Below are 8,716 nucleotides of genomic sequence, written 5' to 3' on the forward strand. Positions count from 1 at the left end.
CGCGTGCGTTTCGTTGAAAGATCCAGACCAAGACCAAGCTGTGTCATCGAGGTACCCCTTAAACCTGCCTTCTCCCAGGATAGTCCACCGAGACGTCAACGCCAGGACTTTTGCAGACCTTCCCTAGGTATTTGTGCGCTCCCGCTCATCGCCAGCGGTGAAGTCTGGCTATCGCCAGTGTCATCCGCGTGGGTATTCGACTAATTCCGCGACTCATCATTTGCGATAGACGTGCGATTGATTACCGTACGGCCTGACGGCCACCCCCGCGGAGTGGGCGTAGATCACTGTCCGAACAAAGCTTGTCCAGGTAGTTACTCGCGCGCACTATGATCTCCATGCGGGTGACGCAGATCTGGCGGTCGTACTCGTTGATCACAGCAGTGAGGTCACCGATTAACTCTCGGGGAACGCTCCACCTTCCGCTGTTGTCGGCCTCGACGATGATATCTTCGAGGTCACGCTTAACGTTTTCAAGGAATTCGATGTCAAGCTTCCCATGTCCTGCCCGAGTGATAAAGCTCGTGATAATTGTGACCTGCAAGGCTACGTTGATCAGAGGATGGTCCCGCTCGCCATTGCGTAGACGCTCAAGTGCGATGCGTGCTCGCAGCACCAGATCAGACGCCTGTTTTCGTGGCATAGGGAGTAAGAGTGCTTTGCAATGCGCTGCAGCCGTTGGTGTCAGCAATGACTGGTGATTTTTGTTGTTGGGCATGTTTGGAAAATCCACAGATTCAATTCGAGACGAATGTTGGGATGAATCGCCGGTGATCAAGATTGATTGTCGGACTTGCCCCTGCGTCATTGTATTGCCTCGTGAAGTCCGCGCGCCCTGCAGCGTTAGCTCGCAGCAACATTCATGTGTGAGAGAGACGGGCTTTTTTGATACCAATGCGAACCGCGGAATGAATCAGGACTCGTACGGTGCTTACCTCTACCGGAAATAGAGTCGCTCGATAATCGCGAGCCATCCTCTTTCCCTTCCTTGACAATGTCGCCGGAATCGGGGTAGGCTTGGGCGTTCTCTCGTGCGATCGGCTAGGAGTTCATATTTTCGCAGATCGGCGCAACGGGCCGGGCCTGACGATCTGGTGGTGGCCTGTCGGCGGACGCGGTTAGACACGTGCTCGTCAGCAACATCACAAAATCCCTCGTTTCGGATGCAGCTGAGATTGACATCTCGCGCACGGTGCCGACGGCGCCTGCCAAATGCGCGATTCTGCCTAAACGCGTGATCCTGCTCTCATCGAAGCACATCGACTGAAGACGATTTGCGACAGATGGTGATTCCGCCAAATTCCTCCGGTTTGAGCGACAACGACAACGGTTTTTATGGTCCCCCCAATCGATCTTATATTTGTTTATGTCGGAGAGTTCTCAATGGATCAAGCTTGGCTAAAAGGCAATAATTTTCGTCCCATCTCGGGGACCATTTATTGCGAAATGTCAAACTGACGAAGGATCCTGATCTTGACGCCCACGTCAATTTGACCTTCGAGAACTATAATTTCAACGCTGTGACGTGCACGGAACCATTCGGATCCTTGAGGATGCCGATCGGCTTTGGAAATCGCCCGATCCAGAGCCAATAGGTCGGCGATCTGGGTCTATTCCGACATGACTTGGCGCAGTGCATCCAGTCTTAAATGCTGGCTCGCAAATGGCGGAATGACTTATTCAAGCCTGAAATCTGCATGCCGCGAACTGGCTGGGATCATAGCGGAGTGGGAATACGAGGTTGGTCAGGCAGATTGCGAGGTGTTGGAAGTCTCGAAGGCGACTACAAGATCGATACGATTGGCGTCGGCAATCTCGATGAGCCTCCACAAACCTGATGGCCGTCCGTGTCTGCGACGACCCTTCGGGTGCCGGCGTGTCTGAGGACGCAAGGACTCTTTAAATAGGGATTGTCTTGTTCTCATCAGTAAAACCTAGTCATTACGTGGAAAGCATTGAAATTTTGACCGAGCGCAGAGCGCCGCAATCAGCGCGCGGCGCAGGAAAAAACGCCATGTGCGGGAAACGCTGGAGCTGGGAGCTTCGGTGTCGGCCGTGGTTCATCGGCACGGCGTCAACGCCAATCATTTGTTCGGCTGCCGAAAGCAATGCCAGGAAGGAAGTCTGGCGGCGGAGAGTGTGGGTGAAGCTTTGTGCCCGCATCAGAGTTGGCCGCCGTCGAGCAGCGCCTCGGCACAACACAGGCTACGCAGCCGTCGAATGGCTCTCGGTCAATGGCTTGGCCAATATCGACCACCGCACGCGCAGCCTCGCTCGCCAACTGGGTCTTGAGCCGTCGTCCACCCTTGTGAGGTCGCCGCAGAGCAAATGGCATGACCGAATCGTTCGTGAAGGTTATGAAGCACGACTACGTCGCTTCGTTGGACAAGCCTGACGCACAACCGGCGCTCTCGCGTCTGGCTATCGCGTTTGAACGCTACAAAGAGGCGCCGCACAAAGCCCTGAAATAGCCCTCGCGTCGCGAGTTCAGACATGCTGCGGCCGTCATCAACCTAACGGTGCCCACGTATGCTGAATTACAGGAGCCACTCCAAGAATTACCCCCGGAGAAATTAGGCTCCGGGAGGGAGCAAGGCGAACGGTGAATGATAATCGACACGGTCTTGCGATGACCGCAAAACGCTGCCGGCGGAACAACCGAGTGAGATGTTGTGACAGTCCGGTGGCTAGTTGCTGCAACTACAGCGCGGCTGGCATCGTGGCCAGTGCCGCGCACAAGGCGTGGCACCGCGCGCGGGCGCGAACGACCGTGGTCGTGGTGGTTCTGCCCTTAACGGCATCCAATTTGCTGACCCTACTGCGTCGTCAGTCAGCGAAACTACAAAGGCATTGAGCAAGTTTTGGCCGAAGCAACGCGATGCAAACTACTGATGCTTTGAGACTGATCAAACCGGCACGATAGGGCGTTCGCTATATTCAATTGCATTCGCGACGAGGCGTTCGCGCGTCCAGCGGTCGGTTCAATGTTCCGGATTCGCCTTCGTATGGCGGGTGCGCCGAATCGACGGAAAAAATAGCTGTATCGGACCGAGCGGCGATCCGAGAAGTGATGTGACCGAGCAGCACTGTGCAGTGCGCTGTGGACGAGTGATCGCGTTGTTGAAAACATAGCTGACAGAATGGTAAAGGCGAACCAACCTGGCTAAACCAAATGTGCATTTTCACACTCCGAATATCGGAAATCTGCCGGGGCACGCGTCAAAAGTGCGACATATTGCAGGAATTCACGCAAGCGTATCACCAGCGTGCGATGGGCTTTAGAGTCCATCGCACAGGTGTCGATCTCATAGCGGAGCGCTGGGTCGGTGCCAACACACGGCAAGATTCAATAGAAAGTGCTGCGCTAATGCAAGCCGCCTGTTATGCACCAATAGAATTTCGAGTGGGGTTCTCGCTTTGTCAAAAAAAAATGCCGACACCGCTGCCGATAATCCGCTGATCCCCGTCGCAATGGACCATCACGAAACAGCGATGCATATGAACCGGTCCGCATTCGCCTGTTTACAGGCAGCGCCGGATTCCGTTCGTGGACGAATTCCTACGGACACCGCACACCCGGTCGCTAGTTCAGAGCGCGATGCAGTAATAGAGAAACAACGGTTCGCTGCGTGCCGGAACGAGCAACTGGCGACTCAAGTGGAATTGCGTAGGGAAATCCTCATGCTGCGCGAAGCACTTGCTGAAAGTGACGATCTGATCGCCCTTCATAAGATTTATCGAGAGAGCGCGGAGAAGCGCGCTGCGGCCGAACGTGAAAGCACACGTGCAATGCGAGTACAACTGAACAAAATGGATGTACTGAATAGAGCGTTGCAAGCGGAAGCAAGTGCGATGGAGCGGGTTTTGAATAATCCTTCATCCTACTTATCGGGTCGGGAGGTCCATCCGCTCGCGGCATTGCAGGGCAAGCGTGTTCTGTATGTCGGAGGGCAGCCCGGATCTCTTTCTGCGATCCAGTGGCTCGTGGAAGCCTCAGGTGGAACGATGGCGCGCGGCAGCGACACGGTGGACTGTGCCGGTTTGCTGGCCGCCGCGTTGCCGGATGTGGACATGCTCATGTTCCCTGCCGACTGTATAGACGACGATACGGTGAAGATGTTCGAGTGGATCTGTGAGCGCAATCGTATCGCGTGCTATCAACTTCGCACGGCAAGCTTGGCAAGTTTTGTGGAACTCATCGAGCGGCTCAGCGCGTTTGCGAAAACGGGTGCTGCTGTGCGCTCCGCGCGCTTTTGCCAGAGGCACGGCTAGGAAGCCCAATGGCAGGCTGCCGAGTTCAACATGCAGCGAAAGGAACGGCGCTGATGACTGTACGTAAACTCCTGCTATGGGCCAGCCCTGTCTGGCAGGATCTTTTGCTACCCACACACTAAACGAAAATCGAAGGTCACTGCGCGATCACAAAAGGAGAATTGCTATCACGTGACATCGGCGGGCTGCATTATCCTCCGTCGCAACGCCACTTTGGACCGTATGGTGAATGCGATGTTCGTAGCGACCCAACGTACGATAGGAGTTTTGTTTTTGGCGGTTCACGTTTTTGGGGGCTCAGGAAAGACCAATCTCTCTATTCCCGAGAAGAGAGGATGGAAGTTGAGAACGTACACCACTTGGGAACGTCGACGTCCGGTGCAATGTGAAAGCTCTTACTTCAGTTCGATACCGGACAACTTTTGTTCAAAGACGACACGCATCGATCTCCGCGATCACCAGTTAAGAGGTCATCTTATGCAGACAGTGCTTATCGTATTGGCAATTGCTGTATTAGCGTGGGCGGCCGACCAGCACCGTTTTGTTAAGGGCTGGAAAGTGTACGAGCATAAGCACGGGAGAATACGGAGAAATGCTAACCAGCCAGGGTTGCAGGCAACCGCTGGTAGTCGCTTGCCAGACGACGGAAACGGTTGAGCCAGCCGAAGCGAGCCTGTCAGATTTTTAGTGTGCCGAGGTCATGAGACGATAACGGAAATTACGTCCTATGACCGAAGCAACTGTGACCAAGAAGAGCAAGAACCCGAAGGCGCCGAAGCTGTTCCCCGACGAGCTGATCGATCAACTGCTGGCGCAGATTCAGAACAAGGATGCCGAGTCGGTTCTCGGCGAATCGGGCACTGGCCGGGCAACTGAAGAAGCAACTGGCTGAGCGCATGCTGTCAGCGGAGCTCACGCATCACCTGGAGAGCGAGGCTGAGCAAGGCAAGGCCGGCAACCACCGCAACGGCACGAGCCGCAAGACGGTCATCACGCCCAGCGGCGAACTGAATCTGGACATTCCGCGCGATCGGCAGGCGACGTTCGAGCCGCAGCTGGTGGACAAATATCAGCGCCGGCTGCCCGGCTTTGATGACCACGTCGTCAGCATGTACGCGCGCGGCATGAGCGTGCGTGAGATCTAGGGCCACTTGCTGGTGTTGTACGGGCTCGAAGTTTCGCCCGACCTTATTTCGACCGTCACCGACGAGGTGCTGGCCGAAGTCGAACAGTGGCAACAGCGTCCGCTCGAGGCGATGTACCCGATCGTGTATTTCGACGCACTTCGGCTGAAGATCCGCGACGAGGGGACGGTCAGGAACAAGGCGGTGTACCTCGCGCTGCGCATTCGGGCCGATGGCCGCAAGGAAGTGCTTGGTTTGTGGATCGAGCAAACCGAAGGCGCCAAGTTCTGGCTGAAGGTCTTCAACGAACTGAAGAACCGCGGCTTGCACGACATCCTGATCGCGGTGGTCGACGGTCTGCGCGGGTTTCCCGAAGCGATCGAGGCGGTCTATCCGGCCGCGCAGATCCAGACGTGCATCGTGCACCTGATCCGCAATTCGCTGAATCTGGCGAGCTGGAACACTAAACTCCTGACACCTGACACCTGACACCTGACACCTGACACCTGACACCTGACACCTGACACCTGACACCTGACACCTGACACCTGACACCTGACACCTCCGCCGAAGCTGCGCTCGACCACCCAGCAGCGCGCAACAGCACAAAGCCCGTCTTGCCTCCGGCAGCTTGATGACTTAAGCTCAATGCCTTCGTCCAGTGCCGCTTGCGCGGGCTCTTCGCCAGTGTATCCGTGGTCGGCAAACGCCACCTTGAGCGTCTGGCACGTTGCCTGCTGAACCTGCCGCGCCAACTCTCTGACCTGCGCGCGCTCCTGTTCCTTGCCCAGCGTCACACGTACCGCGAGTAATCGCCTCAACCTGTCCACCGCCATATGCACGCGCTTGGTTGACCTCGACGGTCCTGAGCAACCTGGATGATGGTGGAACGCAGGTCGCTCAGCATGGCCCCGAAACAGCTTGCCTGAATCCAACGCTGCGTCTGCTGATTGACCGTAAGCGATCCATTATCGACGTCCCTCTGCGAGTGGAGTTGAGGGCCATGAATCGCCGAGAGGCGTGGCGTGTGCTCAGCGCAGGGAAGCAGGCATTTTCCAGGGCAGAAACGCGTCGTAGTCGTCGACACTGGTCGCCAGAGGGATGTGCCTGAACAGCCAGTGGAGGTAGCGGTACGGGTCGATTCGACAGGCTTTGCAGGTTTCGACCAGAGAGTAAAGATTGGCGCTCGCAGTCGCGCCATCAACCGTGTCCGAGAACAGCCAGCCGCGGCGCCCAATTACAAACGGGCGGATCGAATTCTCACAGTCGTTGTTCGATATGGGCCAGTTGCCGTTCTCAACGTAGAGGATCAGCTTGGGCCATTGCTCGCGCAGGTAAGTTAGCGCCTTTCCGAGCAGGCTGTTGGGCACGACGCCGGGGGATTGCTTGAGCATGAGACTGCGGATGGCGTCGAGCACTCGTGCACTGTATCGCCGTCGCAATCGCTGCCGCCGGTTGGCTTCCCATTTCGCGCTGCGTGCCTCGGCGACGAACAACCTTCCGATCAGCTTGATGAAGCGTGTGGCCAGCAGGTCGGGCGAGCGCGCAGCTTTAGGCACATTTTCTTCTGCCTTGACGAAGTAGCGTCGGCAGTGAACCCAGCATCCAAGATGCACGAGCTGGTATCGGTCGGCGATGCTGTTATAGGGCTCATAGCCATCGGTCATCAGGACCGCGCCCTTGCGGATGCCCGTGAACAGTTTGTCGGCCAGCTGAGCGCCGCGTCCCGGCGTGTACGTGAAGCAGCGGACCGGATGTCCTGAATCGGTCATCTGCGACCAGAGGTAGCTCTTCGTTTGAGGCTTTCGCCCCTTCTCCTTCAGGACCTGGAATGTCGTCTCGTCGCAGTAGACCAGATCCGCGTCGAGCAGCGCATCACGCATCAGGTTGATCACCGGCTGAGTTGCCAGACCGACGCGTACCATGCTTGCGGCGATCGTGTTGGACGAGATGTCGCCGCCGAAACGACGTAGCAGTCCGGCCTGACGGTACAGTGGCATCCCGAACTGATACTTGCCCGTAGCGATCCACGCAAGCGCTGATTCACTCAGCAGCCCACGCGGGATGATACGCGGCGGCGCTGGCGTGACCTTGATGCCGAGATCGCAGCATGGACACGCATATTTGACGCGCCGGTGCTGGAGCACGCGAAGCTGCTCCGGAATTACATCGAGCTGCTCGCTGATCTCAACGCCGATCTCGACGAGCGCGTGGCCATCGTTCGTACAGAAGCGTTCGGCTTCGGGCAGTTCGTGGCGCACGACCTCACGCAGCAGAGCGGGATCGAGCGGTTTGCGGTGACCACGCCGCTTGCGCGTGTGTGCGGCAACCGGCGTTTCCGGAGTGTCTTCCAGGGCGGGCGCGCTGTTCGCGCCAAGTGCTTCGGCTTCGTTGAACAGCCCGGGTTGATTGGAATCCCGTGCTTCACTTTTCGCGCCGAACAGTTCACGACGGTAAGCACGCAGCCGTTCCTCGGCCAGATCGCGTTCCGCTGTCACGAGCCGCAGGGCGCCGCGTAGCGCCTCCTGTTCTTCGCGCAGCGCACGGGCGGCATCGCGCTCAGCGAGCAGCTCTTTCAGTTCGTCGGCGGTGATCGTGACCTGGCCCGGCATGCGGATTAGACCGGCACCTCGATGACGCGTTCAGCTCACGCGCAGATACTCGCGCTTCGGATGTCGCTGGATCGTGCTGATGTCATCGCCCTCGAGCAGCGCATGTAACAGATCAGGCGTCATCGTCACGATCTCGGCTTTCCGGTCGGGCCACATGAACCTATCGGTCTCGAGGCGTTTCGTCAGGAGCCAGAAGCCGCTGCCATCCCAGCCGAGGATCTTGACCCGGTCGCGGCGACGGTTTCCAAACACGTAAAGCGAGGAGTCCATCGGGTTCAGGCGCATCGACTGCTCAACGAGAATCGACAGGCTGTTCATGCCGTACCGGAAATCGACGGCATCGCGATGCAGGTACACCTTCAGATTCGCGTCGAACCGGAACACGGCATTCTCCCAAGCATCTGGACCACGGTGGCCAGTTCGTCGATGGTCGCGTCCGCGATGTCGAACTCGACACCGTTCGACAGACGCACGTGCAGCGCAAGCGTCATGGACGGCGGTGAGGGTATAGGCGTTCTCGCCGAGGCGCTTTCTTCGGGGAGCAACGCCGGCGGAGCCGAAACGACGGGGACGAATGCAGAGTAAGCACCCGGGGAAGGCATCTTGACTGGGGCGATCGCTCAAACGATCAAACGATCAAGCAGCGGTCGGCGTCCAGCGATGAGGAAGCAGTTGCGCTATGTCGGCGGCACGGTGTGTCGGCAAGCG

Annotated in this window: 4 protein-coding genes and 5 pseudogenes; 4 read left to right on the forward strand and 5 right to left on the reverse strand. The window is 57.5% G+C overall.

Translation table 11 applies throughout. The annotated features are described in order from the left end of the window. Window positions 1-241: 241 nt before the first annotated feature. Entirely contained in the window at window positions 242-718 is a 477-nt protein-coding gene (locus AB3X96_RS41510; RefSeq protein WP_246392502.1) for a hypothetical protein, read from the reverse strand. Window positions 719-2,016: 1,298 nt separating this feature from the next. On the opposite strand from AB3X96_RS41510, the pseudogene AB3X96_RS41515 reads away from it, so the two are divergent. From AB3X96_RS41515 to AB3X96_RS41530, 4 genes and pseudogenes are all read left to right on the forward strand, one after another. Next, window positions 2,017-2,124 (forward strand): annotated as a pseudogene (locus AB3X96_RS41515) (hypothetical protein); the annotation flags it as partial. Between the two features lie 44 nt (window positions 2,125-2,168). Continuing rightward, a pseudogene (locus AB3X96_RS41520) lies at window positions 2,169-2,471 on the forward strand (IS3 family transposase); the annotation flags it as partial. Between the two features lie 946 nt (window positions 2,472-3,417). Continuing rightward, window positions 3,418-4,272, forward strand: a complete 855-nt coding sequence (locus AB3X96_RS41525) for a hypothetical protein (protein WP_368594288.1) — start codon at window positions 3,418-3,420, stop codon at window positions 4,270-4,272. A gap of 727 nt (window positions 4,273-4,999) precedes the next feature. After that, window positions 5,000-5,843, forward strand: a pseudogene (locus AB3X96_RS41530) (IS256 family transposase); the annotation flags it as partial. A 191-nt stretch (window positions 5,844-6,034) separates the two neighbouring features. Here the strand turns inward: AB3X96_RS41530 and AB3X96_RS41535 are convergent. From AB3X96_RS41535 to AB3X96_RS41550, 4 genes and pseudogenes are all read right to left on the reverse strand, one after another. Further along, a pseudogene (locus tag AB3X96_RS41535) lies at window positions 6,035-6,351 on the reverse strand (transposase); the annotation flags it as partial. A gap of 76 nt (window positions 6,352-6,427) precedes the next feature. Further along, the gene (locus AB3X96_RS41540) at window positions 6,428-8,008 is read right to left on the reverse strand and encodes an IS66 family transposase (protein ID WP_368594289.1); all 1,581 of its coding nucleotides are present in this window, start codon (window positions 8,006-8,008) and stop codon (window positions 6,428-6,430) included. A gap of 30 nt (window positions 8,009-8,038) precedes the next feature. Further along, a complete protein-coding gene (gene tnpB / locus AB3X96_RS41545; RefSeq protein WP_368594290.1) occupies window positions 8,039-8,392 on the reverse strand; it encodes an IS66 family insertion sequence element accessory protein TnpB in 354 nt (117 codons plus the stop codon). After that, window positions 8,368-8,499: pseudogene (locus AB3X96_RS41550) on the reverse strand (IS66 family insertion sequence element accessory protein TnpB); the annotation flags it as partial. The pseudogene AB3X96_RS41550 and the gene tnpB, both read right to left, overlap by 25 nt. Between the last annotated feature and the right edge of the window lie 217 nt (window positions 8,500-8,716).

Origin of the sequence: Paraburkholderia sp. BR13439 (genome assembly GCF_040948805.1) — a bacterium.
Taxonomy (GTDB): Bacteria; Pseudomonadota; Gammaproteobacteria; order Burkholderiales; family Burkholderiaceae; genus Paraburkholderia; species Paraburkholderia youngii.